Source organism: Brevibacillus sp. DP1.3A, assembly GCF_013284245.2.
Classification (GTDB): domain Bacteria; phylum Bacillota; class Bacilli; order Brevibacillales; family Brevibacillaceae; genus Brevibacillus.
On the sequence record NZ_CP085876.1, the window covers coordinates 4,014,250 to 4,037,724 of the forward strand.

General features: G+C 47.2%; 27 protein-coding genes. 1 reads left to right on the forward strand and 26 read right to left on the reverse strand.

Annotation, left to right across the window (positions count from 1 at the left end; all coding sequences use genetic code 11):
- Nucleotides 1-60: 60 nt before the first annotated feature.
- The 10 genes from panD to HP399_RS18170 form a co-directional block, all read right to left on the reverse strand.
- Entirely contained in the window at nt 61-444 is a 384-nt protein-coding gene (panD, locus tag HP399_RS18125) for an aspartate 1-decarboxylase (RefSeq protein WP_007723146.1), read from the reverse strand.
- Between the two features lie 20 nt (nt 445-464).
- Nucleotides 465-1,331, reverse strand: a complete 867-nt coding sequence (gene panC / locus HP399_RS18130) for a pantoate--beta-alanine ligase (RefSeq protein ID WP_217367556.1) — start codon at nt 1,329-1,331, stop codon at nt 465-467.
- Nucleotides 1,328-2,191, reverse strand: coding sequence for a 3-methyl-2-oxobutanoate hydroxymethyltransferase (gene panB, locus HP399_RS18135; protein WP_173617903.1), 864 nt, complete (start codon nt 2,189-2,191; stop codon nt 1,328-1,330). The genes panC and panB overlap by 4 nt, the downstream gene beginning before the upstream one ends.
- Nucleotides 2,192-2,451: 260 nt before the next feature.
- Nucleotides 2,452-3,435 carry a biotin--[acetyl-CoA-carboxylase] ligase gene (locus HP399_RS18140; protein ID WP_173617904.1) on the reverse strand — a complete coding sequence of 328 codons (984 nt, stop codon included), beginning with the start codon at nt 3,433-3,435 and terminating at the stop codon, nt 2,452-2,454.
- Nucleotides 3,425-4,648: a CCA tRNA nucleotidyltransferase gene (locus tag HP399_RS18145; protein WP_173617905.1), complete on the reverse strand. Its 1,224-nt coding sequence runs from the start codon at nt 4,646-4,648 to the stop codon at nt 3,425-3,427. Before HP399_RS18145 ends, HP399_RS18140 begins: the two co-directional genes overlap by 11 nt.
- 127 nt (nt 4,649-4,775) lie before the next feature.
- The gene (gene bshA, locus HP399_RS18150) at nt 4,776-5,918 is read right to left on the reverse strand and encodes an N-acetyl-alpha-D-glucosaminyl L-malate synthase BshA (RefSeq protein WP_173617906.1); all 1,143 of its coding nucleotides are present in this window, start codon (nt 5,916-5,918) and stop codon (nt 4,776-4,778) included.
- 16 nt (nt 5,919-5,934) lie between these two features.
- Nucleotides 5,935-6,630, reverse strand: coding sequence for a bacillithiol biosynthesis deacetylase BshB1 (bshB1, locus tag HP399_RS18155; protein ID WP_173617907.1), 696 nt, complete (start codon nt 6,628-6,630; stop codon nt 5,935-5,937).
- Nucleotides 6,627-7,037 carry a methylglyoxal synthase gene (locus HP399_RS18160; RefSeq protein WP_056492842.1) on the reverse strand — a complete coding sequence of 137 codons (411 nt, stop codon included), beginning with the start codon at nt 7,035-7,037 and terminating at the stop codon, nt 6,627-6,629. The genes bshB1 and HP399_RS18160 overlap by 4 nt, the downstream gene beginning before the upstream one ends.
- Nucleotides 7,038-7,087: 50 nt before the next feature.
- Nucleotides 7,088-7,840, reverse strand: coding sequence for a 4-hydroxy-tetrahydrodipicolinate reductase (gene dapB / locus HP399_RS18165; RefSeq protein ID WP_173617908.1), 753 nt, complete (start codon nt 7,838-7,840; stop codon nt 7,088-7,090).
- Nucleotides 7,833-8,180 carry a nucleotide pyrophosphohydrolase gene (locus HP399_RS18170; protein WP_016740047.1) on the reverse strand — a complete coding sequence of 116 codons (348 nt, stop codon included), beginning with the start codon at nt 8,178-8,180 and terminating at the stop codon, nt 7,833-7,835. Before HP399_RS18170 ends, dapB begins: the two co-directional genes overlap by 8 nt.
- 216 nt (nt 8,181-8,396) lie before the next feature.
- On the opposite strand from HP399_RS18170, the gene HP399_RS18175 reads away from it, so the two are divergent.
- The gene (locus tag HP399_RS18175) at nt 8,397-9,254 is read left to right on the forward strand and encodes a YitT family protein (RefSeq protein WP_173617909.1); all 858 of its coding nucleotides are present in this window, start codon (nt 8,397-8,399) and stop codon (nt 9,252-9,254) included.
- A 61-nt stretch (nt 9,255-9,315) separates the two neighbouring features.
- On the opposite strand, the gene HP399_RS18180 is transcribed toward HP399_RS18175, so the two are convergent.
- The 16 genes from HP399_RS18180 to trpA form a co-directional block, all read right to left on the reverse strand.
- Nucleotides 9,316-10,131, reverse strand: a complete 816-nt coding sequence (locus tag HP399_RS18180; RefSeq protein WP_173617911.1) for a sporulation protein YpjB — start codon at nt 10,129-10,131, stop codon at nt 9,316-9,318.
- Nucleotides 10,132-10,179: 48 nt separating this feature from the next.
- Nucleotides 10,180-10,779, reverse strand: coding sequence for a DUF1405 domain-containing protein (locus HP399_RS18185; RefSeq protein WP_173617912.1), 600 nt, complete (start codon nt 10,777-10,779; stop codon nt 10,180-10,182).
- A 76-nt stretch (nt 10,780-10,855) separates the two neighbouring features.
- A complete protein-coding gene (locus HP399_RS18190; RefSeq protein ID WP_173617913.1) occupies nt 10,856-11,647 on the reverse strand; it encodes a menaquinol-cytochrome c reductase cytochrome b/c subunit in 792 nt (263 codons plus the stop codon).
- 28 nt (nt 11,648-11,675) lie between these two features.
- Nucleotides 11,676-12,347 (reverse strand): menaquinol-cytochrome c reductase cytochrome b subunit, encoded by a 672-nt coding sequence (gene qcrB, locus HP399_RS18195; RefSeq protein WP_012686173.1) that lies wholly within the window; start codon nt 12,345-12,347, stop codon nt 11,676-11,678.
- Nucleotide 12,348: 1 nt separating this feature from the next.
- Nucleotides 12,349-12,867 carry a Rieske (2Fe-2S) protein gene (locus tag HP399_RS18200; protein WP_007716590.1) on the reverse strand — a complete coding sequence of 173 codons (519 nt, stop codon included), beginning with the start codon at nt 12,865-12,867 and terminating at the stop codon, nt 12,349-12,351.
- Nucleotides 12,868-13,119: 252 nt separating this feature from the next.
- A complete protein-coding gene (locus tag HP399_RS18205; RefSeq protein WP_173617914.1) occupies nt 13,120-13,542 on the reverse strand; it encodes a DUF2487 family protein in 423 nt (140 codons plus the stop codon).
- 89 nt (nt 13,543-13,631) lie between these two features.
- The gene (locus HP399_RS18210; protein ID WP_007716588.1) at nt 13,632-13,847 is read right to left on the reverse strand and encodes an IDEAL domain-containing protein; all 216 of its coding nucleotides are present in this window, start codon (nt 13,845-13,847) and stop codon (nt 13,632-13,634) included.
- Nucleotides 13,848-13,856: 9 nt separating this feature from the next.
- Complete coding sequence (locus tag HP399_RS18215; RefSeq protein WP_173617915.1) at nt 13,857-14,975, reverse strand: hypothetical protein; 1,119 nt, start codon at nt 14,973-14,975, stop codon at nt 13,857-13,859.
- A 103-nt stretch (nt 14,976-15,078) separates the two neighbouring features.
- Complete coding sequence (locus HP399_RS18220) at nt 15,079-16,026, reverse strand: tetratricopeptide repeat protein (protein ID WP_173617916.1); 948 nt, start codon at nt 16,024-16,026, stop codon at nt 15,079-15,081.
- 128 nt (nt 16,027-16,154) lie between these two features.
- The gene (locus tag HP399_RS18225) at nt 16,155-16,805 is read right to left on the reverse strand and encodes a zf-HC2 domain-containing protein (RefSeq protein WP_173617917.1); all 651 of its coding nucleotides are present in this window, start codon (nt 16,803-16,805) and stop codon (nt 16,155-16,157) included.
- Nucleotides 16,802-17,392 carry an RNA polymerase sigma factor gene (locus tag HP399_RS18230; protein WP_007716581.1) on the reverse strand — a complete coding sequence of 197 codons (591 nt, stop codon included), beginning with the start codon at nt 17,390-17,392 and terminating at the stop codon, nt 16,802-16,804. Before HP399_RS18230 ends, HP399_RS18225 begins: the two co-directional genes overlap by 4 nt.
- A 147-nt stretch (nt 17,393-17,539) precedes the next feature.
- The gene (locus HP399_RS18235; RefSeq protein WP_173617918.1) at nt 17,540-18,661 is read right to left on the reverse strand and encodes an amidohydrolase family protein; all 1,122 of its coding nucleotides are present in this window, start codon (nt 18,659-18,661) and stop codon (nt 17,540-17,542) included.
- 321 nt (nt 18,662-18,982) lie between these two features.
- Nucleotides 18,983-20,266, reverse strand: coding sequence for a 3-phosphoshikimate 1-carboxyvinyltransferase (gene aroA, locus HP399_RS18240; RefSeq protein ID WP_173617919.1), 1,284 nt, complete (start codon nt 20,264-20,266; stop codon nt 18,983-18,985).
- A gap of 91 nt (nt 20,267-20,357) precedes the next feature.
- The gene (locus HP399_RS18245) at nt 20,358-21,461 is read right to left on the reverse strand and encodes a prephenate dehydrogenase (protein ID WP_173618001.1); all 1,104 of its coding nucleotides are present in this window, start codon (nt 21,459-21,461) and stop codon (nt 20,358-20,360) included.
- A gap of 69 nt (nt 21,462-21,530) precedes the next feature.
- Nucleotides 21,531-22,625: a histidinol-phosphate transaminase gene (hisC, locus tag HP399_RS18250; protein WP_173617920.1), complete on the reverse strand. Its 1,095-nt coding sequence runs from the start codon at nt 22,623-22,625 to the stop codon at nt 21,531-21,533.
- 29 nt (nt 22,626-22,654) lie between these two features.
- Nucleotides 22,655-23,473, reverse strand: coding sequence for a tryptophan synthase subunit alpha (trpA, locus tag HP399_RS18255; protein ID WP_173617921.1), 819 nt, complete (start codon nt 23,471-23,473; stop codon nt 22,655-22,657).
- Between the last annotated feature and the right edge of the window lie 2 nt (nt 23,474-23,475).

The window sequence follows — 23,475 nt, forward strand, 5'->3', positions numbered from 1 at the left end:
GCATGAGTACTTTCATTGTCTCACAAGGCAGGTGGCTCTATGCAGGAACAAACAGATCGCTTACAGAATCGTCGCGTGTACTTCTTCTGCGATCAATTCTTTGATCTGATTTTTTTCATCCATGATGGCGACTCGTGGCTTGTAGGTTCTTGCCTCTTCATCCGTCATCATCGCATAGGCAATAATAATGACGATATCGCCCTCTTGTACAAGACGTGCAGCTGCTCCGTTCAAGCAAATGACGCCACTGCCTGGAGCACCTTCGATGACGTATGTTTCCAGACGAGCTCCGTTGTTGTTATTGACGATTTGTACTTTTTCATTTGGCAAAATATCCAGTGCATCCAACAAATTTTTGTCGATGGTAATGCTGCCAACATAGTTCAAGTTCGCTTCAGTTACCGTTGCTCGATGGATTTTTGCTTTCATCATGGTGCGGAACACTAAGAATTCCTCCCTTATCTCTACTTGATTGATGTAATCGTATTGTCGATCAGACGTGTTTTGCCAAAACGAACAGCTAGCGCGATGAGGATCGTCTGACCTGCCGTTTCCTGCTCAACTGGTGTAAGCGCTGGATAGCTCAAAATTTCCACATAATCAATATCAGCCAGCGGCTGCTCGGAAATCATTTGCGTGATTCGATCCTTGATTTCAGAAAGAGGCATGCCCTCACCCAGCCATTCTTCTGCTTGTTTCAGGCTTTGTGATAGCACGAGTGCTTGTGCTCGCTCATCCGCTGACAAGTATACATTCCGAGAGCTCATGGCAAGACCATCCGCTTCGCGGACAATCGGGCAAGGAACAATTTGTACTGACATCGACAAGTCTTGAACCATTTGCGTCACAACAGCCACCTGCTGGGCATCCTTTTGTCCAAAAAAAGCGTAATCGGGCTGGACAATTTGAAACAATTTATTGACGACAGTCGATACGCCATCAAAATGACCCGGACGAGAAGCTCCACACAATGGAGTCGTCACATTTGCCACTGAAATATTGGTCAGCATCGGTTTCGGATACATCTCGCTGACATCCGGGCTAAACAGGAGGTCCACACCCGCTTCTTCCGCCATTTTGCTATCCCGTTCAATATCACGCGGATAGCTTTCAAAGTCTTCATTCGGTCCGAATTGCAGCGGGTTTACGAAAATGCTCATCACAACCAAATCGCATACTTCACGGGCAGCTTTCACCAAGCTGAGATGTCCTTCATGCAGAAAGCCCATGGTCGGTACCATCCCGATCGTTTTGCCTTGCCGATGTGCTTCTTTTATATGAACGCGCATCTCTGCGATTGTGGAGACTTGCTGCATCATTGTTTGCATCATGACTGCTTCACTCCTTCCCCGTACAATTCCTTGATGGTTTCTTCAGAGGCATGGAAGACATGCTCTGGCCCTGGGAAGCTTCTTGCTTCAACTTCATTGTTATAAGTCTCCACTGCTTCACGAATTGTTTCACCGATGTTTGCGTAACGCTTCACGAATTTCGGTGTGATATCCGATGCGTAGCCGACCATATCATGGAACACCAGCACTTGACCATCACAAGTCGCACCCGCTCCGATTCCGATCACAGCGATGTCCAGCTTGTCTGCAATCATGCCTGCGACCTCTTCTGGAACACATTCCAGCACAATGGCGAATGCACCCGCTTCTTGAATCGCAAGGGCCTCGTCTAACAATTTTTTGGCTGCCTCCAGATCTCTTCCTTGTACTTTGTAGCCGCCTAATTGATGTACCGATTGCGGAGTAAGTCCAATATGTCCAACGACAGGGATGCCTGCTTGTACACAGCGTGTAATGATTGGGGCCAGTTCACGGCCCCCTTCCATTTTGACCGCCTTGGCCAACCCTTCTTGCATTAGTCTGCCCGCGTTTTTCACTGCTTCCTCAACTGTTCCGTGATAGCTGAGAAAAGGCAGGTCCGTCACGACAAATGCACGCTTAGCCCCTCTCGTTACTGCTTTCGTATGGTGTAGCATATCCTCCATCGTTACAGGGATGGTGGAGTCATAACCGAGTACGACCATTCCCAATGAATCACCGACCAAAATCATATCAGCGCCAGCTTCATCCACTAATTTGGCTGACGGATAGTCATAGGCGGTCACCATGGTAATCGGGGTTCGCGTTTCTTTTTTCTTGCGGATACTCGAAGTCGTAATAGGTCTGTCGTTTTGTGCCATTTTTCATTGCTCCTCTTTCGCATCAAGCCCGTGGATCGTGTGAGGAATAAAAAAACCTTCTCGCGTCAATCGGGAGAAGGTTGTCCATGTCAAAAAGACATTTTGCGTTAGCGGATTCCTTCTGTCTCGGTCCACACAGGCTCTGAGCAGATTTTTGTCCTTGCACGTATTGATTTAAGATTACACGATAGATACAAAAATACTCCGGGAGTACCGTTCACGACGTGATACAGCCTCCAAATTGGAGTATAGCAAATGATTTAATCATTTGCACGATAATTGACATCAGCCGAATAAACTTTGTGAATCTGTCCCGCCTGATCCTCGACCTTGAGTACGCCTTCCTCATCCAAGCCAACGGCACGACCTTCAAGCTGTTGTGAAATCGTCTGGAGGGTCACCCATTTGCCAATGGTGAACGAATGATTCTCCCACTCTTGTTTTACACGCTCAAAGCCAGCCTGCAAATAATGGTCGTACTCTTCTTCAAAAATTCGGCAGAGTCGCTGGATCAACGAAACACGCTTGAGTGGCTCGCCAGATTCAATTCGAAGCGAAGTCACAATCTGTGCCAGTTCAGATGGGAAATCAGACTCGACACTGTTGGCATTGAGCCCTATTCCGATTACTAAATAATTGACCCGATCAGATTCAGCATTGAGTTCTGTCAAAATCCCGCATACTTTTTTGTCTCCGATAAAAATATCGTTCGGCCATTTGATTTTGACAGGCAACCCTGTCTCTTCTCGGATCGTTTTCGCTACAGCAACCGCCGTTAGCAACGTCATCTGAGGTGTCTTCGGTAACGGAATCGAAGGTCGGATGATCAAGCTCATCCATATCCCTGTTCCTTTCGGAGAATGCCATGGACGGCCGAGTCTGCCTTTCCCACCTGTTTGCAGCTCTGCCAGCACAATCGTACCTTCTACTGCCCCTTTTGCCGCAGCCTCGTGTGCCAGTGGCTGTGTAGATACCACCTCATCGTAAGCGATGACATTTTGACCGATCCGATTCGTTTCCAGTCCAGCCATGATTTCTGCTGCTGACAAGCGATCAGGGGCAACCAGCAGGCGATACCCCGATTTTCGCACCGCCTCCACCTCGTAGCCATCTCGACGCAGCTCTTCGATATGTTTCCAAACCGCCGTCCTAGAGCAACCGCATGTTTGGCTTAGTTCTTCACCAGAGATGAAATTACCTGGCTGATCACGGAATGCTTGAAGGATGACTTGCTTAATGTTCATCTTGTGCAACCTCTTTCTTTGCAACTTCGACGAGTGCTTCTGGTGTATTTGGTAAACCGTGCAGTGCCGTTTGTCTAAGTAACGATTCCAAGACGCGAACAATCCACTCGCCTGGCTTTTTTTGAACGGCTACTTGCAGGTCAAGCCCCGTGATTGCCAAATCCTTGATGGTTTTGACAGGCATGTTCTCGTATTGATCGAGGAGTGCTTGCATCGAAAACGATTGCCTCTCCTTCCACCAGCACGCTTGCAATAAAAGGAAGAACTCGTTGCACGTGTCCCAACCGACTTCAAGCAGCAGTGGCCCCCACTCAATCGCTTGAGGGACATCCCATTGCGGCTGCAATCGCATCAGAAGTTCAACCAAGCAACAAATTGCTTCTGTTTCGCGTTTGGACATTTTGAGGAATTGGCATACTTCACGCGATTGCACAGGAGAATAATTCGCCGCAAACAGTAGCAACGACCATTTTTGCGTCACGGTTTGCAAATGATGCAGCCGCCAGATATGCTCATTTGAGAGGTCAAACAGTTTATCTACCTCAGGGGCATAAGCCATGAGCCTCGTTTCATTCAACAACTGACAACCTACCTCTGGGGCTCTGCTGTCGAGCGTTTTATTCAGCTCTTCCCTTATGCGCTCCACAGCAATATGAGCTAACAAAGGTGCAGTCTGTTTCATAGCAAGCATGGTCTGGTCTTCTATAGCAAAACCTAACTGGGAAGCAAAGCGCACTCCTCGTAAAAGCCGAAGGGCATCCTCCTGAAATCTCTCTAGCGGAATGCCTACAGCCCGAACCAACTGACGCTCCATATCCTCACGTCCACCGAACGGGTCGTGCAATACTTGATGACGATCCATCGCCATTGCGTTCATTGTAAAATCTCGTCGCTCCAGATCGAGCCGAAGTTCTGAAACGAACTGAACTTCAGCAGGTCGACGGTAATCTTCATATTTTCCTTCCGTCCGAAACGTGGTTACTTCGAACATCTGCCCCTCGACTTTTACAGACACAGTACCGTGTTTCAGACCAGTCGGGACATGATCGGGAAACAATCGGATGACGTCGCCGGGATGGGCATTCGTACATATATCTATATCATGAACAGGTCGTCGTAAAAGCCAATCGCGGACGCAACCACCCACATAGTAAGCTTCGAAGCCGTGTTCCTCCAATCTGTCGAGAACACGCTTTGCCAATTCTATCGCCAATCCAATCCCCCCTTTCTGGTTTGCTCCGCCTGATCTACACAAGGAGGCGTTTTTCATGAGAGTTTTGTATGGATTGTTCATTTTAATATCCAAGGTACATCAACTAGCCAAAAGCTCGATCTTACGTTCAAAAGCTTAGGCTTTCTTCGGATTTACTGTCCAGCAAGTTGGTGTAAAGCGCTTCATACTGAGAGGCAATCGTTTCGTGACAAAACGTTTTGCAGGATCGCTCGATGCTATTCGCGGAGAATTCGCGGTATAGCTCTTCGTTTTGCAAGAGACGAATCGTTTCTTTCGCCATGCCTTCCACGTCCCCAATTGGACGCAAGAAGCCGTTCACACCATCCAGGACGACCTCAGGCAAGCCTCCGGCCACTGTAGCGACGACAGGTACGCCGCAAGCCATTGCTTCCAATGCGACGAGACCGAAGCTTTCCTTTTCGGATGGAAGCAGCATGATGTCTGCCATCGACAATACCTCAGCGACGTCTTCCTGCTTGCCGAGGAAGCAAACATCGTCGTTCAGACCGAGCTCAGCGATCATCTTGCGGACCAGACCCATTTCGGGACCTTCTCCAATGAGGATCAGTCTGGAAGGCACTTCTTCACGTACTCGCGAGAATATTTCAATCACATCCGGCACTCGTTTGACCGGACGGAAATTAGAAATGTGCATAAGAATTTTTTCACCATTCGGTGCAAATACCTTTTTCAGCTTCGAAACTTCTTTCGGGTAGTAACGCCGCTTGTCAACGAAGTTGTACACTGGGACAATTTCTTTTTCAGTATGGAGCAGCTCTTTCGTCTGCCTGATCAAATCGTTGGACACCGCTGTTACCAAATCGCTTCGCTCAATACCGAAGCGGATCATATCACTCAAATTCGAGTCATAACCCAGAACAGTAATATCAGTCCCGTGCAAGGTGGTCACAATTTTCAAATGATCTCCTACCATTTGCTTGGCGAGGAACGCACACAACGCATGTGGCACAGCATAATGCACATGTAATAAGTCCAAGTTTTCATTTTTCGCCACTTGCGCCATTCTATTCGCCAAGGTCAAATCATAAGGTGGATATTTAAAAACATCATAGTTGTTCACTTCTACTTCATGATAAAAAATGTTCGGGTGAAACGCACCTAAGCGAAATGGCATTCCACCTGTAATGAAATGGACTTGATGTCCTCGCTCGGCCAATAGCTTGCCCAGCTCTGTGGCTACTACCCCCGATCCGCCCAATGACGGATAGCAAGTAATTCCGATCTTCATACAGTGTCACTCCTTCTCACAAGCTCTTTAATACATACGGAGCTGCACTGACAAATCCTTCTGCGTAGGCTACACCAGCCTGTTGACCAAACAGTCGCTCTCGATACTCGACAGACTCCAGATACCCATTGGTAAGTGGTGTTTGAACGCTGCCTTCTTCGAGTTCAAACTGACTGCGGTAGCAACGCAGCGCCTCCATTTTTTGCGGATAAACAGTGGTGATATCCACGACAACCTGCGGCGTGACAGTTGAATTAATAAAATAGTAAAGGAATTGCGAAGGTCGATAGGCAGGCAAAGAAGGCTCCGGCAAATACTTGCGGATGCCTGCATTAAACACCGCCTCACGAACGATCCGACTAACGCTTTCGTGATCTGGATGACGATCCGCGTAATAAGGTGCAAGAACAATGGCTGGACGAGTTTCGCGAATGAGCTTTACGACACGTTCAATCGCACTTTCCCTGACTGCTTCCAAGCCACGATCAGGCAGGCCAAAATTATAGCGAGCAGCCACTCCCATCACTTGGTCAGCTGCAGTCGCTTCTTGCTGCCTTCTTTCAACGGTTCCATTCGAAGACAATTCGGCATAGGTCAAGTCGAGAATCCCCACGCGCTTTCCCTGTTTAGCTGCCAAAATCAGACTGCCTGCCGCACCGATCTCAACATCATCAGGATGAGCGCCGATTGCCAAAATATCGAGTGAACTCATGCTTCATTCTCCTCATGCACCACTTCGCGCCAATCCAGTTGTCCCAGCTCCAAAGCCTTCAGCATGATTTCTGCCGAACCAAGATTGGTGGCAAACGGTATCTTGTGCACATCACACAGTCGAAGCAATGCGATAATATCAGGTTCATGTGGTTGAGAGGTAAGCGGATCACGCAAAAAGATAATCAAATCCATCTCATTGCGGGCGATCATCGCACCGATTTGTTGATCGCCTCCTAATGGCCCAGACAGAAATCGGGTTAGGGACAGCGAGGTAGCTTCCATGATTCGCGACCCAGTTGTTCCTGTGGCATACAGGTCATGTTTTGCCAAAATGGATTCATAGGCCATCGCTAGTTGCACAATCTGTTCTTTCATTCGATCATGGGCAATCAATGCAATTTTCAAGAAAACCTCTCCCTTTATGGCTGGGTATCGTGTGTATGTTAATCAAACGTTTAATCAATCAGATGTTCCAATCCGTAAATCAATCCGTTCATATTCATTACGGCTTTAATGGCCATATTTACCCCTGGCATAAATGATTCCCGGTTAATCGAATCATGGCGAATGGACAGCGTTTGGCCTGTTGCACCAAACAAAACCTCCTGATGAGCAACCATACCTGGCAGACGGACACTGTGAATCCGGAAGCCTTCGTAATCTGCTCCGCGAGCGCCTGGAATCGTTTCTACCTCTTCAGGATGCCCTTGCTTGAGCTCTTCCCGAACGGCTGCAATCATCTCTGCGGTCTTCAAAGCAGTTCCGCTCGGCGCATCCAGCTTGCGGTCATGATGCAGCTCGATAATTTCTACATGCGGCATATATTTTGCTGCCATTGCGGAAAACTTCATACATAGAATCGCGCCGATTGCAAAGTTCGGGGCAATAATGGCACCCAGTCCCGCTTCTTTATAGCGCTCAGTCATCTCTTGCAGCTGCTCTGTTGTCAGGCCCGTTGTTCCGACGACCGGTCTCACACCACGAGCTAGGCATAGCTCCATATGACGGTACACCGTATGTGGTGTCGTAAAGTCTACCAGAACATCCGGCTTCATTTCGTCCAGTTGTTGATTGATTTCCTCTTCGCTCACACGTGTGTCTAGATTGCCTGTAAAAACGAGTGCGATATCCTGCGCCAGCATTTTCACTACTTCTTGCCCCATCCGACCATTTGCGCCTGCAACTGCTACACGAATTTGTTTAGTCATGCTGCTCGTTCTCCTCTATTCTCGTCCAGCGATCTTTATCGCGAGTATTAAACTTGTGCATAATACGATCAAAGGCTTCCTGCAAATCGATTCCAAGTGAGTTTGCGAAACAAATCACGATGAAGAGTACGTCACCCAGCTCTTCCTCTACTGTTTTTTCGCCTTCGTCCTTTTTCTTAGGTTTTTCTCCATAAAAATGGTTAATCTCTCTGGCTAATTCCCCTACTTCTTCTGTCATTCTAGCCAGCATCGAAAGCGGAGAAAAATATCCTTCTTTAAACTGCGATATGTATTGATCAACTTCTTGCTGCATCTCTTGCATAGTCTTTTGCCGTTCCATCCGCCCACTCCTTTTTCACATACTTCTCTCTTTCACCTATCGTACTAAAAAAGGCTTCGTTTGCCAAATCACAATACTTCGTCTTTCCAGCATATGGACAATCAAACGAGCGTTCATTTATAATGTCTTTCGGATAGCCCTCAGGTAACACAAGTATTACCTGCACATCACGTCCGGGGGGAAGCCTGTTTCCTGATCCGGCGAACAGGAGGATATATGAAAATTCGTCTTGACAGTATCATTGCCATCATCATCGGTTCTGCCATTATGGGATTTGGTATTAACGCGTTCAACATTCCCAACCATCTAGCTGAGGGCGGTATTACTGGTATCAGTATTTTGATCAAGCTGTTAGTTCCTGCTGTGGATCAGGGAATCGTCTTCTTTGTCCTGAACATACCGTTATTTTTCTTGGGCTGGAAAATTCTTGGACGAACTTCTTTTTTCTACACGATTTTGGGAACGGTTTCTCTCTCAGTCTTTTTATCCTTATTTGATGGTGTGCTTCCGTTGCCGATGAAAGATCGCTTGCTCGCTTCCTTGTATGCCGGGGTAGCTGTTGGTGTCGGTTTAGGAATTATTTTCCGTTACGGTGGGACAACCGGCGGTGTGGACATCATTGCCAGACTGCTTCAGAAATACATGGGTATCAGTATGGGAAGGACGTTGTTTTTCGGAGACATCTTGGTCATTGGGGCGTCCCTGGTCTATTTGAATCTGGAAAGCGCTATGTATACCCTCGTCGTCGTCTTTATCGCAGCACGTGTCATTGACTTTTTCCAAGATGGCGCTTATGCAGGAAAAGCATTGACGATCATTTCCAACGAAGCAGATAACATCGCCAAGCAAATTCTCGATCTAGGTCGTGGTGTGACACTCTTAGCGGGTAAAGGTGCCTACTCTGGCGATGAAAAGAAAGTCATTTATGTCGTTGTCAGCCGAAACGAAGTCATGCGTTTTAAAACCATTGTGCAAGAAATTGATCCGCATGCTTTTGTCATCGTCAACGATGTGCATGAAGTTCTCGGAGAAGGCTTCACCCTTGATGAAAACAAGAAACCGCTTCACGACTAAGCACGAAGCAGCACAGCAAAAACCCTTGCCTTTTCGAACAGGCAAGGGTTTTCTACATCTATTACGTCGAACGGATTTCTCCATCATATTTCTTCCACGCCACATAAGACAAGGCCATGATCAAAGCAATCGAAATCGATGCGAGAATAACAATAGGTGAATCTGGCCGCATCATTAGACGAGCAAACGTACTCTTCTCTTCTCCCACAAAAGCCACTTGAAAAGAGCCGGTCAATTCTCGCAACGCCTCTCGTACCAGCTGCCAATCTACTTGGCTGTTTCGCATCTCTTTGGATATGATATCGTACGCAACCGTAATCGAGGACATTTGGCCCTCTGGAAGCTGAATACTCATCCCCGGCTTAATGGCCAAAAATAATCGGTAATTTTCATCGAACTGTTCGCGAAACTGACTGAAATTCCGTTCAACAGCCGATAGCTGCAGGTTTTGGACCTGTGTGACGAGAGAAGGATAGTAACTACGCCACATCGGCTGGTGATCATGCGTCAGTGCGTCTATGGCGATACGGACCCGTGTGGCATGCCACAGCAATTGCTGTTCACTTGCGTTTGCGGAAGCAAAGCTTTGCTTGGCTGCTAGTATGGACTGTGTCACTGCATTCAGACTCTCAATTCGTATCGGATTGGGCAAATGCTGGTTCGGGAATCGTTCTGCGAGCTGTACAATCCGCTGCTCTGCCCCTTCAAGATCTCCCTTTTTTGCATACGTCAGTAACTCATGCGCAATTTGATCTAATGCTGCCAACTGCTTTTCTTCTATCGGTTGATTCAGCTTCGAGTACAAATTATGAATGGGCCACGACAAGAACAACCCGATCATGAGAAAGAATAATAAAAACCGGATGTTTTTCTTCAACGCAAATAACCTCCTTCCCTAGTACAGCCTATGGAAAGGAGGACAAGATTAGACCTTATTTGTCGTATACTTCATATTCACCCACCAGATCACCGAGATCGAGATCAGACTGAGAAGAACCGTAAACAACCCAACGAAGCCCTCATATGGATCTAGTACACTCGGCAGCCACGGATGGATGTCCATGACGTAATCGAGAAAATCATTATTCAGTGTCCACAGCGCAGCGATTCCCACCGGCAGAAGACTTAGCTTGTAAAAACGCGCATACAAAACAGATTCCACAGCCATGCCGGTGTGGGAAATGATCAGCATCAGGTCTGTCCAACGCACTTCATTGCCCATCAACCAACCAGCCACGATAATGCAGACGGCCCAGACACCATACTTAAAATTGGTGATGCCAGCCAAAGCTTCCAGTACAGGAATGTGGCGACCCAACAAATAGGTAAGGAGTACAAGCGAAAAAAGTCCGCTACCTGTCGGGCTGTCCGGGACAAAAGGAATCAAATATGCTGGTGTCTCAGCCAATTGGTTACCGTACCAGATAAATCCATATATGGTTCCCAAAAAGTTGACGACGAACAGCGTCCAAAGAAACCACCTTTTGCCCAAAGATTGCCGAAACCACTCCCATATCCAGATCATCTATAATCGTCTCCCGCTGTGTACGCCGCTAACGAAAAAGCTGACCGCATTACCAGCCAGCTTTTCCCCTATTAGCTTATTTCAAGCCAGCCATGTATTCAGCTAGCTTTGCGATTTCTGCATCATCTTTGAGCAAACCGGCTGGCATTCCGCCTTTACCGTTCTTGATGACGTCAGTAATCTTGGCTGCATCCAAAGTTGCACCGATTTTTTGGAGGTTTGGACCCATGCCACCCTCCATGTTTTTACCATGGCATCCCATACAGCTTGTTTGCGCTTTCCAAAGCGCATCTGCTGTAAAGCTGGTGTCAGCCGGAGCAGGTGCAGTTGCACTAGATCCCTGTTTACCACCAGTTCCTTTACCTTTATCTGGGTGAGCCAGATGATATTCATGGTTTGCCGCCCAAGTCAGGTAGAAAATACCAACGAGTGCCGTCAGCATCAAGCCTGTAGCAACTGGACGCTTGCTAGGACGACGCTCTTTGCTGGTATCCAGCCAAGGCGCCAGCATCAGTGCACCAAATGCGATACCTGGAATAACAACGATTCCAAGAACGACCCAATCCCCTGCAGCCCATGGATATTTCAGCAATTGATACAGGAACAAGAAGTACCAGTCTGGCAACGGAATGAATGAAGTATCATTCGGGTTTGCTTTGTCAGTTAACGGCGACGGATGTGAGACCGTTAACACAAGGAAACCAACCAAGCAAACGGCTGCCACCATCCACTCTTTCAACAGGAAGTTTGGCCAAAAGGGCTCGTTTTTACCCGGAAAGTCGGAGTAGGATGGAGAAATGTTTGGAATACGCTTCGCCGATACTCGGGAATCTCCGACGAAGGTAGCATCTTTATCTTGTTTTGCCATGCTATTTCCTCCTTTTTTCGAAGACCAATTATAGTGGACCCGAGATACCTTGCGAACGGATCATAACAAAGTGAGCTCCCAACAGTCCAAGCAGTGCGCCTGGGAGGAAGAACACGTGAATCGCGAAGAAACGGGTAAGGGTTTGCGCCCCTAGAATGTCTCCACCTGTGAGCAAAGTTTTCACATATGGACCGATGAAAGGTACAGAGTCAGCGATCTGCACACCTACTTTGGTCGCAAAGTATGCGGTGTTATCCCAAGGCAAGAGGTAACCTGTGAAACCGAGGCCCAGCATAACGAAGAAAATCAGTACGCCGACTACCCAGTTCAATTCACGAGGCTTTTTGTAAGCACCTGTAAAGAATACACGCAGAGTATGTAGGAACATCATCACGATTACCAAGCTGGCACCCCAGTGATGCATACCGCGTACGATTACCCCGAACGCTACTTCGTTCTGGAGGTACTTAACGGATTCGTAAGCATTGATAACGTCTGGTACATAATACATCGTCAAGAACATACCAGACAAGATTTGAATAACGGTAATAAAGAACGTAAGTCCACCAAAGCAGTAAACAAAAGCTGAAAAATGATGTGCCGGGTTCACGTGCTCAGGTACTTCGTGGTCAGCCAAGTCACGCCACATCGGAGTGATGTTTAAGCGCTCGTCGACCCAATCATACATTTTTTGCATCATTTTAGCCGTTCACCCCCGGACGAGGATTTGCTTTTACTTTACCTAAATACAATTTTCCATCTTTGACTTCTGTCTCATACTCATCAAGAGAGGCCGTCGGTGGCGTTCCCAAAATGTGCTCGCCATTGATCGAATAACGACCCATGTGGCAAGGACAGAAGTACTCATTTGGTTGTCCTGGGCCAGTTCCCCAGTCAACCGTACACCCTAAGTGCTTACAGATCGGGGACAGAGCAAGAATCTCACCCTTGTCGTTCTTGGTAACCCATGCAGTAAGTGTAGATTCTGATTCATACCAACCGTCCTTGGTATGGACCTTGAATTCTACGCGTTTTGGCACGGCACTAAACTCATCCGGACTGCCGACAGCTACTTTATCTCCACCTGCATGTCCTTGCAGAAGGGGGTCTACCGCAAAGCGAATCATTGGGGTGATCATTCCCGCAGCAAGGAATCCGCCAGTTCCCATCAGGGCGTAGTTCAAAAATGTACGCCTGGAAATTTCGCGTTTGTCTCCCATATCTTTTTTCCCTCCTTATCCTGTAAAATAGCGCTACGATGGCATTTTCATACATATACACTAGGTCAATCCCAATCATAGCTAACGCCTATAAAGATGTCAAGAATGTCCAGTGGACATGTCTTTACCCAAACGATGTGTGACAGGATATTGTTGCCAGATTGTCAAATTTAAGACCTTGCCCCACCCATTTTTCTGTAGTATTACCGGAAAACGCTTTCTCTATTGCGTCTCTTTTTTATGTCAAAACGATTATCCCCGGACGGTTTGCCACAACTTGATGACCTCTTTGTACAGCACATCCACAGTCACTTCAAAACGCAAAGAAGATTCCAGGTCTTCTTCCCCTACCAATAAGGTTAATACGCCTTCTTCTGCTCGTTCCTTTAATTGAATCTGTTCTCCGCGAAAATGAAGCAGTACTTTATAGGGGAATTCCGCCGGTGTTCGTTGTTCCAGCTGCTCTTCTCCGATTTGATAGCTTAACGGAAATAGCAGCACGCGTCCCTTCAGTCGCTGCTCAATCCCAGCCGCTACATTTAATAAGTAGTTCATGCGTACAACATGCTCTTCTACTTTTCTGTCGGCGTTGTACAAATAAAGAGGGAGCAGCGCGGTATCCACAAAGGACCGCAACTCCTCCCAGTTTTCAAAATCGTTCAGGTTCCACTGCATAGAGCCGTCTCCTCATTTCCTTGTTCATTTCTGGAAACAAGCGTACCATGAATGGTCGGAGACTCGCAATAACGCATACGATTATGTATTTAGGCTTGCTCGTAAGCCATGATTTCTTTTAATTCGTCTGTTAAGCGCAAAAACAGCTCTTTGTTTTTCGATGCAAGTGCCTCATCAATCTCCTGAATTAGCGTGCGCTTGCGATATTGACGCATCTGCTCGTCGATCACCATTTCAGATAGCAAACCGGAAACCATTTGATTGTTCGTTCCGTACGCGTTGGAATAGAAATTCGGCCACTCCATACCCATCCCTCACTTCAATAAAATAGTCGTTTCGGTAAAACCATTGTATTTTCGAAGCCAAGTCTGGCTCGCATACGTTGCGGTGTATAACCACTGTCCCTGTTCGTCTTGGCCGACGCGCAACAATCCTAGATGCACCATCATTTTGCATACCCGATTCACCAAGATATCCGTAGGCGAATCGTAGTAAAACTCTTTCATCCAATGGAGCAGCGTGTCCATCAACGATTGCTGACTTACCCAACCACCCGACGCGATCAACGGAATGAGCTGAACCAGCATCGGCAAGTTCGGGACAGCCCGCTTGTACAGCCTCATCCAGAAGCGAATGACATCATGGTACAATTGATCGTTATACGGTTGCTCCAGTCGCTCCCTCCCTGCTTCCGTTACTGCTACCTTGCCGTCCACTTCTTCTATCCATCGGTGATAGTAGCAGAAATCGTAGAGCAAGGAAAAACGGTCAGGGTATAAATCAAAGTGCAGACCGTACCCAAAACGCCATTTTTGCGGCAATAGCGGCTCTTCTTTTACGAACAAAAATTGAAAAAGCTGCTGCTGATGACGCTTGTACATGCCACCTTCTGCGGTTAATGGTACTGGCTCCTGCTGGAGAAATTGTAAAAATTGCATGATATCATCGCATAGTGCTGTCCCTTCATCCCTGTAAGCTTGCGGACCGGGATGAAGAAATACGTTTGACTCACGCCACTTTGTCAGCCACGCTTGCAAGTACGGCTCACGGATGTCCAGCGGAATTTGATACTGCCCTACGGTTTTACTTTTCGCCGGAAAAATCCATCCTCGCTTCATTGCAGCTGCGACAAACCTTCGCCCTTCCTCCTGCTTTTTTTCCTTTTCACACTCCAGTGCCACCCCGGCTTTCGCCAACAAATCCTCAAGCGACATGACCGTACGCTTGTCCAGGAACAATTGAAGCAAAAAATGGGTTTCTGCACTGCTCAGCTGCTCAACTTCTTGAGAGATTGTCAACCTGTGCCTCAAGCTAGACAACAGCGACGTAATTAATTCGTTTTTGGAATGAGGGTTGCATTCGCATCCGTAATGGTTGGCAATCTGATGGAGCTGCCGGATATCGGTGTACACCAAGATCTCAGCCAAGTTCATCTGTGCATCCCTTCTTTACGATGGCTTACTTGTCTCTCATTCTTGCCAAAATGCGGAAAAATAAACAGGAAGCCACCGAAGTGACTTCCTGTTTGTCTATTTTTTATTGCTCTTCGTCGGATTCATGGTCCCACAGGTCGTGAAGCTGTTGGTATTCTTTCGCTTCCTCATAGCGCCCGGCTTGAGTCAAAAGGGCAATCAGCCTGCGGATTTGATCCAAATCGAAACCTGACAATGAAACATATTGCTTTAGCGCCTCAATAGCTGCTTCTGTTTTCCCCTTTGAAAGATTCACATCTGCAGCTAATGGGTAAGCAGCCACATACTCCTCGTCAACCGCTTGCAAACTGCTGACCAATTCTGCTGCTTCATCCAGTCGTCCTACGTGGAATGCCATCAGTGCACATCCGTAGAGTACTTCTGGCGAACGATCCATGACCAGCGCCTGACGGAATACTTGGTAAGCCTGTTCGAATTGACCGCTTTGTGCGTACGAGCGTCCCTTCGTCAAAAGCATGGAAAGACTTTCATCGCCAGCTTGTTCCAGGAGCTTCATTGCTTTCTCGTCTTCTCCAATGCGGAAATACAAGTTACCCAGTGCTGCCATAATATCTTGGTTGTCTGGCTCCTTTAGTCTTGCTTGTTCCAAATACTTGACCGCTACTTCATCTAAATCTTGGAGTGAATACAGATCCGCTAACAACAAGTCAAGCTGGATGCTTTCAAAGCCAGATTCTTTGCATTCATAGAGAAGGTGTTGCGCCGTCTCAAAATCACTGGAATCCAAAGCAATCTCCGCCAACAGCAGCTGGCATTCTCTGCGCAAAGAGGAGTCCATTTGCGGATTTTTGGCCATGACATCTGTCAGCAATTGACTCGCCTCTTCCATATGACCGAGTCGATACCAAACCTCTGCCAAATACATCATGACATCCGGCAAATCTTTTCCATGCTCCTGAACCTTTTGCAAAGCGGTCAAGCCCAACTCCACTTCATCGTTTTCGATCCGCTTGATCGCTTCGTCTATGACATACAGCCACTTTTTCGGCATTTCTTTCACCTCATATGTATTTTGCGTGGCCTTGTTGCTCTACGCGCTTGCTGAACAACCACTCTAATAAAATAGCCACAAAAGACCGTCCGAAGACGGTCTTTTCTTTTACTCTTGATCATATACCATTATGCTCGCGTTAGCCAGCTCATTGTAAGAACAGTAATAAGGATTCCAAAAATACTAAGTACAATGCTGTAATTCGGCTTGGCTAAATCAGTAGAAGTCGGCTTCCCATCAAGCGGTACGATCGAAGCAGTAGCATGTTCCAGAGAATCTCCTTGCGACGTATATGGCTGAGCTTCAACCACGTATGTACCGTCATCTGTTTGCATGGAAGAAGAAATGACTTGCGCCTTTGGTGAGTTCATCTCCATAACTTCTCCGTTAATAACGAGCGAATTCGCATGCTCTGTGGTACTTGTATTCACATATAAAGTGAACGAAAAAACCATCAGCAACAAAACAGCTACACTCGCACCCATGCGTCGCATTCTCGCTGTCACGCTGAAAATTTTTCTGCCAATCGGGATCGCCCACTGCTCTTCCGATAAAATACGGGCCATCACCGCGTCTACAATGGAACGTGATGGAGTTACAGAATGGTATTCTTCTTTATCCATTTCCATCCACTCACCACTGTCCGACCAAATCTCATAGTCGGAACGACAGGCATAGCATGCAGCCATATGGTGATCAACCCGGCGTTGGGTCACCTCAGGCAACAGATTTTCGGCGTATTCAGGCAGTATTTCCTGAACTTCTTCACATCTCATCATCGATTCATCCCTTCAGCTTCATCCAAATGAGGGTCCAGGATGTAGTTTTCCAACTGTCCACGAATACTTTGCCGCGCTCGAAACAGTAGAGACTTCACAGAGCTCACTGTTAAATCCAGAATCGTAGCGATTTCTGTGTAATCCATTTGTTCGTACTCGCGTAATATCAGTGCTGAGCGTTGCTTCTCTGGTAAACTGTTGATTGCCAGTCTTACCATGCTCTCCCTTTCATTCCGGAGCAAAACTTGCTCAGGCAGTGTCTTGGGAGATGCCATAGGCACTTGCAACGTATCATCCAGATACACGTCAGAATTGCGACTCTTGCGCAATTCACTGAGTACGGAGTTGCGTGCAATCGTATAGAGCCAGGTGGAGAATGTAGCTTCTACATCTCGGAAAGAATGAATGCTCTTATACGCCTTGTAAAACGTCTCCTGACATATATCCTCCGCTATATGCTCTAAATGTGCCTGACGCAAAAGATGAGTGACAAATGAGAGGATCTTTTTTTCATATCGACGAATCAGTTCAGCATAGCATTCCAGATTACCTTCTTTAATCTCTCGGATAAGCTGGGAATCGGTCATGATCAGGATTACCTCCTTGCGATTCCGATCCCTCAGCGGCCTTTTGCATAATTAGACTGCTGGGGATGTAAAAAGTTGCGCGACCTTACGATTCTTTTTCTCGTCTGTCTGCTGTAAACCATTCACGAAAAAACCCCCAAACTGGGGTTATATGACATAAGCGTAGGGCTTCGTGTCGATTAAACACTTACCCATACCAATCAAAGGGATAAATCGCATATTTCGATATATCCATTTACCGTTCGACATAACAGATGTTGGAAGATGCATTTCACTAAAATTGAGAATAGTGGAAAGATCATTCTTTGTCAACCAGTTTTCCTTTTTCAGGAAAACGATATCAGCGTCTGCGCCAGTTGTCAAGCTCCCTTTTCGCGGATACAGTCCAATTGCTTTTGCAACATTTGTCGAAGTGAGCCTGACTAGCAAGCAAAGCAATTCTTCTGGCGTACACCAGCTCTTTCGTGTATCAATCCGCACATCGTGAATTGGAGACGCTACTTGCCAGCTCCCAAACCATTGACGATGTAATTGACGAAGACCTTGATCCGTCACTTCAGCAGGCAAACGAAAGATATGCAGGTACGGGTCATTTTCTTCAAAATGAAAGGCCGCTTGAGAATCCGTAATGACGGTGCGTAACCGCCAATAACGAGTAGCCTCCATCCAAATCTGTCGAATGAGTTCCCGTTGTTCTTTTTTCAAAAACGGATCATTTTGCACCTGCATGTGCAGGATCGTATGTTTAGACGTATGAAGTTGCAAAAGCGTTTCCCATTTTATTGTGGAAATTTCTTCTGGATTTCGAATCGTGACATGAAACGAAGAATAACCATGGTTCATCCACTCCGCTAAACGGTCACCGTGAAGATCGGTGACATCGATTTCCACATGCCAAACATAATCTAACAAGCTGTTGAAGTGTTGGGTTTGTTGATAGTGAATTTGCGGTCTGCTCATCCAACGCTCTGGCCGGAAGATGTCCACCAGGCTTGTACATCCCGAGCTGATGAGATTTCGCATAGCTTCTATATAAACATCTACATCTTTGATTTTATACAACGAATGTGTCGGGAATGCGACGAAACCGGGCAAAAGATACATATCGGTGGCATCTATTTCTTCATATAAATCGTTGAAAGGGTTTTTCGTCAAAGTATCTTTAGCAATTCGTACAATTTTCCCATGACGGATCCAAATATCTGCTTCTTTCATTCCTAGTGCTGTGACAATCGTTCCCCCGCGTATGACCATCCCTTGCTCCAGCATAGCTCGTCCCCCTCCCACTTCTCATGCACACACTACCCTTGTACGAGCATATGCACAGAAAAGGGAAAAAGTACTAATTAGGGCCAAACCGCTTTTTAAACAAAAAAAGACCGTCGTTGATGTAAGCGCATTCAAACGACGGTAGCACACACGTGCTTTCTTATATTGGATAGGAGTGGAGAGAAACCATACTGTAGTTTTATAATAAACGGAATGTAAGCGCTTGTCAAATCATTTTTGCTAAAATTCGGAACGCTTTGTCTTTGCACAAAAAAAAAGAAGCCTGCTACCCTAAAAAGGCACAGACTTCTCTCTCATTCTTTATGATTGACTGATTTTCACAAGCAAGTCATGGAAGCCAGGGAACGATACATCAATCGCATCATCATTTTCGATTGTCGTCTCACCATCGGCAACAAGACCTGCAATCGCCATCGCCATGCCAATTCGGTGATCCCCCATGCTATCGATGACAGCCCCTGTCAATCCTGTCTTTCCTTCGATGATCATTCCGTCATCGGTAGGTGTCAACCTAGCACCGAATTTGGAGAGTTGACTAACCACCGTGGCAATACGGTCTGTCTCCTTTACTTTCAGCTCTTCGGCATCACGGATAACAGTTTGTCCTTTGGCCTGCGTTGCCATGACTGCAATCACTGGAATTTCGTCAATCAGACGTGGAATGATATCTCCGGCAATTTCAATACCGTGCAGCTCCGAATGCGTCACGAGGAGGTCTGCAACCGGTTCTTCATTTACGATTCGCTCATTCAAAAGCTCCAGGCTTCCCCCCATCGCCTTGACAACATCAATGATGCCCGTGCGGCTCGGGTTGATTCCGACATTTTCAATCAGAAGAGAACTGCCTGGTACGACCATTACGGCTGCAATCAAAAAAGCAGCGGAAGAAATGTCACCAGGAACAGAAATGGCACGGCCCTTCAGCTTTTGTCCGCCTTCTACTGAAACGGTCAAGCCATCACGCACAACTTGTACACCAAATGCTTGCAGCATACGCTCTGTATGATCACGGGATAAATGCGGCTCTGTTACACTAGTCACGCCTTTTGCCTGCAACCCTGCCAACATAATCGCTGACTTCACTTGTGCACTTGCAACTGGGGATTGATACGCCATCCCTTGAAGCTCACCGCCTCGAATGGATAACGGTGTGTATTCGCCATCTTTTCTTCCATCGATTTTGGCGCCCATTTGACGGAGCGGTCCGATCACCCGACGCATCGGTCTTTTGGCAATGGACTCATCACCTTCCATCACCACATGGAAAGGCTGTGTTGCCATGATCCCTGCCATTAAGCGAATGGTCGTACCGGAGTTCCCTACATCCAAATGTTGAGCAGGTTCCTGCAAGCCGTACCAGCCTTTTCCTTGTACGGTTACGGCATCTCCTTGTTGTTCAATCTCGATGCCCATCCGACGAAAGCAGCTAATCGTGCTCAAGCAATCGGCACCCGGCAAAAAGCCTTCAATGGTTGTGGTTCCTTCTGCTAGAGCTCCAAACATGACGGCACGATGGGAAATAGACTTATCTCCTGGCACGCGAACGGTACCTTTGATTTGTTTGGCTTGTTGTACGCGAAGCATTCCTTCCACTCCTTTTCTCTCTCACACTCTCCTAGATCACCAGTCGCACTGTGAAGCGTCTTCGTTGTAAAGTGTGTTTGCATAAAAAAACTTATGTGCGCTTGTATACATTGTAATCGAAAAAGCGAAGAACTTCCTCTCCCTTTTCCAACTCTTGTTGCGATTGGAACGTAATCCGTAGCACCCCATAAACGTCTTCTCGTGTCTCTCTGATTTGGAGATTCGTGATGTTGATATGTCTTGCTCCCAATAGTGTCGTAATTCGTCCGATTTCGCCCGGGTTGTCTGGGATATCGATATACAAATCGTTCAAAGGAGGCAATGCACCCGTTTTGCGCTCAGGCAAGCTGTCGCGGAATTCACGTGCCGTTTTGAAGAAATGCTCGATTCCTTCTGGATCTCCCTGCTCTACAAGGTGAACGACATCTTCCAATGCGTTTGCCCAGTCTTTTGCGATTTTCAGGATCGGAGCACGATTTTGCAACAAGATGTCACGCCACATCTGAGGGTTGCTCGATGCAATGCGCGTAATGTCACGGAAGCCACCAGCAGCAAGGGTTGCATGCCAAGCATTTTCCTCGTCGTACCCTGCCACCAGATTGACCAGAGCAGAAGCGAGAATGTGCGGGAAATGGCTGACTGCACCAACGACCTGATCATGCGAAGCTGCGTCCATTTGCACGACTTTTGCACGAGTCAGTGTGAGTAGTTCAGACAATTGCTTTACTTTTTCTTCAGGTGTTCCCGGTGCTGGTGTCAAAACATAATAGGCGTTTTCCATAAGACGGTCAGAAGCAGCTTCCACGCCGGATTTATGCGAGCCAGCCATCGGATGCCCACCTATAAACGTAACATGATAGGGAATGACATCCGCCGCTTGTCTGACAATACCTGCTTTTGTACTGCCAACATCCGTAATGATCACACCAGGCTGCAGCTCCATTTCCACTAACGAACGAATGGTTGCAACGATTTGCTCTACAGGCGATGCGAGGAAAATGACATTTGCTTCTCGAACTGCGGTCTGCAAATCGGTTGTGCCAGCATGAATAACACCAAGAGTCAGTGCTTTATCCAAACAATCCTGACGTAAATCGTAGCCGACTACCCGAATATTTGGATCGCGTCGCATTGACAGCGCGATTGAGCCGCCGATCAACCCGACGCCGATTACAGTAATGGTGGTTTTTTTCATCTCCACTCTCTATCCTTCCTTCATCTCTCTTAGACAAAGATGCCGAGGCATGCCCGGCATCTTCGTCCTTTATTTCAATGCTCCAGTCACGATTTCTTTTAAGACAGAAAGAATCTTATCATTTTGCTCTGTGGTCCCGATAGTAATACGTTGAAAACCTGGGAAGCCTAGCGCATTACCAGAGCGAACGATGATGCCTTGAGAGAGCAGCTTTTTGAATACCTCATCGGAATCCTTTTTCAAATCAACCAAGATAAAATTGGTCTGAGATGGATAGTAGGAAAGCCCCCACTCGTCAAAGGAATCGGTAAACTGCTTCATGCCTTCACGGTTACGATCGCGGCATGCTTTCACAAACTCCTGGTCTTTTAACGCCGCACGTGCTGCTACCTGGCCAAGTGTGCCTGTATTGAACGGCTCACGCACATGTTCCAGAGAGGAAATGAGCTCTTCTGACGCGATCCCGTAGCCGATACGTAGGGCAGCCAGACCATAGATTTTGGAGAACGTACGCAAAATAATCAGGTTCGGATACTCAGCGAGCATCGGTACTGTTTGTGGATATTCTGGATCAACAACATACTCGTAGTAAGCCTCATCCAAAACGACCAGTACATCTTTTGGAGCCTTTTTCAGAAAAGCTTCCAACTCGGAGGTTGTTACAATCGTACCAGACGGATTGTTCGGATTACATACCCATACAACCTTCGTCTGTTCGTTGATGGCAGCCGCCATCGCTTCGAGATCGTGAACGCCATCTTTCAACGGCACCTCAATCAAGTCTGCACCTTCAATAATCCCATTTGAGCGATATTGCGAGAACGTTTGCGTCGCCATGACTGCATTTGTTCCTTCGCCCAAAAATGCACGAGAGATCATCAAAAGAATTTCATCAGACCCGTTGCCGAAAAATAATTGGCCTGGTTTGACCCCGAGGAAGTCAGCAAGATCCCAGCGTAGACTGAGGCTTGCACCGTCTGGATAAAGGGCCAAATTGTCCAACTGTTCCGCAATGGCGGCTTTTGCCTTCGGTGAGGAACCAAAAGGATTTTCGTTGGACGCCAGTTTGATGACTTCAGTCAAACCATATTCACGTTTCACGTCATCAATAGGCTTGCCAGGTTGATATACCGGGGCATTGAGTATGCGTTGTTTCGGTTGCATCCACGTTCACTCCAGTCACATTTTTCCCACTATTGTAGCGCACTGGCTAACTGATGTACAAAGGTTTTTATTTTTTCTACAGCTTCTGGCATCTGTTTTGGGTCTTTCAGCTGCTCAGCATGCTCCTCGATTTGCTGTACAATGGCACTTCCCACAATGACACCATTTGTATGGGGTGCTACTGCTCGTACCTGATCCGGTGTGGATATTCCGAAGCCTACCGCAGTAGGAACCGTTGTGCTGGCCTTTACTCGTTCCAGAAAATCTGCCAAATCCTCTCGCAGGTCCGTGCGGGCACCCGTCACACCGAGCGACGATACACAATAAAGAAATCCGGTTGCTTGCTCGCCGATCGTATTGATTCTGGAACTGGAAGTGGGTGCCACGAGCGAAATGACATGAATGCCATTCTGTTTTGCCGCGGTTACGGCTGGACCGTTTTCCTCAATCGGCAAATCTGGAATGACAACACCGTCCGCACCATAGGCAGCTAGATCGGCAAAAAAGCGCTCGACACCATATTGCAAAACCGGATTGAAGTAGCTGAATAGGACGATGGAAGCCGCCATACCTGATTCGCGAAGCCTTTTGACCAAATGTAAAGCATCTCCGATCGTCACGCCATTTTTCAGCGCGCGTTCTGAAGCTCGTTGTATCGTTGGACCGTCTGCCAAAGGATCGGAGTAAGGGACGCCGAGCTCGATGAGATCAGCGCCTGCTTCGACCATCGCTTTTACGAGATGAAAGGTTGCTTCTATCGAAGGATCGCCTACCGTTAGAAACGGGATGAATCGTTTGCGATCACGATCCGCGAATAATTGATCGATTCTGTTAAGAGCTGTCGCCATGA

What these genes read in the sequence shown, in the direction of transcription:
- panC (WP_217367556.1), bottom strand. Translation starts at nt 1,331, where the DNA reads ATGATGCAAACAATGATGCAGCAAGTCTCCACAATCGCAGAGATGCGC.
- panB (WP_173617903.1), bottom strand. Translation starts at nt 2,191, where the DNA reads ATGGCACAAAACGACAGACCTATTACGACTTCGAGTATCCGCAAGAAA.
- HP399_RS18140 (WP_173617904.1), bottom strand. Translation starts at nt 3,435, where the DNA reads ATGAACATTAAGCAAGTCATCCTTCAAGCATTCCGTGATCAGCCAGGT.
- bshA (WP_173617906.1), bottom strand. Translation starts at nt 5,918, where the DNA reads ATGAAGATCGGAATTACTTGCTATCCGTCATTGGGCGGATCGGGGGTA.
- bshB1 (WP_173617907.1), bottom strand. Translation starts at nt 6,630, where the DNA reads ATGAGTTCACTCGATATTTTGGCAATCGGCGCTCATCCTGATGATGTT.
- dapB (WP_173617908.1), bottom strand. Translation starts at nt 7,840, where the DNA reads ATGACTAAACAAATTCGTGTAGCAGTTGCAGGCGCAAATGGTCGGATG.
- HP399_RS18170 (WP_016740047.1), bottom strand. Translation starts at nt 8,180, where the DNA reads ATGGAACGGCAAAAGACTATGCAAGAGATGCAGCAAGAAGTTGATCAA.
- HP399_RS18175 (WP_173617909.1), top strand. Translation starts at nt 8,397, where the DNA reads ATGAAAATTCGTCTTGACAGTATCATTGCCATCATCATCGGTTCTGCC.
- HP399_RS18185 (WP_173617912.1), bottom strand. Translation starts at nt 10,779, where the DNA reads ATGATCTGGATATGGGAGTGGTTTCGGCAATCTTTGGGCAAAAGGTGG.
- HP399_RS18190 (WP_173617913.1), bottom strand. Translation starts at nt 11,647, where the DNA reads ATGGCAAAACAAGATAAAGATGCTACCTTCGTCGGAGATTCCCGAGTA.
- qcrB (WP_012686173.1), bottom strand. Translation starts at nt 12,347, where the DNA reads ATGATGCAAAAAATGTATGATTGGGTCGACGAGCGCTTAAACATCACT.
- HP399_RS18200 (WP_007716590.1), bottom strand. Translation starts at nt 12,867, where the DNA reads ATGGGAGACAAACGCGAAATTTCCAGGCGTACATTTTTGAACTACGCC.
- HP399_RS18205 (WP_173617914.1), bottom strand. Translation starts at nt 13,542, where the DNA reads ATGCAGTGGAACCTGAACGATTTTGAAAACTGGGAGGAGTTGCGGTCC.
- HP399_RS18210 (WP_007716588.1), bottom strand. Translation starts at nt 13,847, where the DNA reads ATGGAGTGGCCGAATTTCTATTCCAACGCGTACGGAACGAACAATCAA.
- HP399_RS18215 (WP_173617915.1), bottom strand. Translation starts at nt 14,975, where the DNA reads ATGAACTTGGCTGAGATCTTGGTGTACACCGATATCCGGCAGCTCCAT.
- HP399_RS18220 (WP_173617916.1), bottom strand. Translation starts at nt 16,026, where the DNA reads ATGCCGAAAAAGTGGCTGTATGTCATAGACGAAGCGATCAAGCGGATC.
- HP399_RS18225 (WP_173617917.1), bottom strand. Translation starts at nt 16,805, where the DNA reads ATGATGAGATGTGAAGAAGTTCAGGAAATACTGCCTGAATACGCCGAA.
- HP399_RS18230 (WP_007716581.1), bottom strand. Translation starts at nt 17,392, where the DNA reads ATGACCGATTCCCAGCTTATCCGAGAGATTAAAGAAGGTAATCTGGAA.
- HP399_RS18235 (WP_173617918.1), bottom strand. Translation starts at nt 18,661, where the DNA reads ATGCTGGAGCAAGGGATGGTCATACGCGGGGGAACGATTGTCACAGCA.
- aroA (WP_173617919.1), bottom strand. Translation starts at nt 20,266, where the DNA reads ATGCTTCGCGTACAACAAGCCAAACAAATCAAAGGTACCGTTCGCGTG.
- HP399_RS18245 (WP_173618001.1), bottom strand. Translation starts at nt 21,461, where the DNA reads ATGAAAAAAACCACCATTACTGTAATCGGCGTCGGGTTGATCGGCGGC.
- hisC (WP_173617920.1), bottom strand. Translation starts at nt 22,625, where the DNA reads ATGCAACCGAAACAACGCATACTCAATGCCCCGGTATATCAACCTGGC.
- trpA (WP_173617921.1), bottom strand. Translation starts at nt 23,473, where the DNA reads ATGGCGACAGCTCTTAACAGAATCGATCAATTATTCGCGGATCGTGAT.